Origin of the sequence: Vibrio sp. Vb1337 (assembly GCF_033338715.1) — a bacterium.
Classification (GTDB): Bacteria; Pseudomonadota; Gammaproteobacteria; order Enterobacterales; family Vibrionaceae; genus Vibrio; species Vibrio alginolyticus.
In genome coordinates this window covers 1-1000 of the sequence record NZ_JAWOTD010000320.1, presented here as the reverse complement: position 1 = coordinate 1000, position 1000 = coordinate 1, and the positions used below count along the sequence as shown (strand labels likewise).

Genomic DNA, 1000 nt, shown 5'->3' with positions numbered 1-1000 from the left:
TTCACACATCTATCGATGAACATCGTTTCACTTATTGCAAGTCAAAACGATCCGCGTTCATGACTTTCGTCCATGCAGCGACGAAATCATGGATGAATTTTTCCTGATTATCATCCTGCGCATACACTTCCGCGTACGAACGTAGAATCGAGTTTGAACCAAAGACAAGATCCACTCGAGTCGCCGTCCATTTCACTTGGTCTGTTTTACGATCACGAATTTCGTATTGGTTCTCACCCGTTGGCTTCCATGTGTAAGCCATATCGGTGAGGTTTACGAAGAAATCGTTCGATAACGTACCCACACGGTCGGTAAAGACGCCATCTTTGCTGCCACCGTAGTTGCTACCCAGAACGCGTAAACCACCAATCAGTACCGTCATTTCTGGTGCTGTCAAACCCATAAGCTGCGCTCGGTCGAGCAACAACTCTTCCGGCTTCACCACATAGTCTTTCTTCAACCAATTTCGGAAACCGTCAGCCACAGGTTCAAGCACTTCGAACGATTCCACATCCGTCATATCTTGAGAAGCATCGCCTCGACCTGGTGCGAAAGGCACAGATACATCATGACCCGCCGCTCGCGCAGCCAGTTCAATACCTACGTTACCAGCAAGCACGATAGCATCAGCAACGCTACAGCCCTCTTCTGCTGCGATGCTTTCTAGCACAGCAAGAACACGACTTAGACGCTCTGGCTCGTTACCTTGCCAATCTTTTTGCGGAGCCAAGCGAATTCTCGCGCCATTTGCGCCGCCACGTCGGTCAGAGCCACGATAAGTTCGGGCACTGTCCCAAGCGGTGGCGACCAAATCAGCGATAGACAAGCCGCTCGCTTCGATTTTGCCTTTCACAAGATCGACGTTGTAGTCCGTTTTGCCTGCTGGCGTTGGGTCTTGCCAAATCAGATCTTCGCTAGGTACATCTGGGCCTAGGTAGCACGATTTTGGTCCCATATCACGGTGAGTCAGTTTGAACCACGCACGGGCAAACATATCTTC

1 protein-coding gene is annotated in these 1000 nt (G+C 50.3%); it reads right to left on the bottom strand.

Annotated features, from left to right (window positions below; all coding sequences use genetic code 11):
• Positions 1-31: 31 nt before the first annotated feature.
• Positions 32-1000: peroxidase family protein (locus tag R7E42_RS25920; protein WP_318073375.1), on the bottom strand; the 969-nt coding region annotated here is incomplete at its 5' end.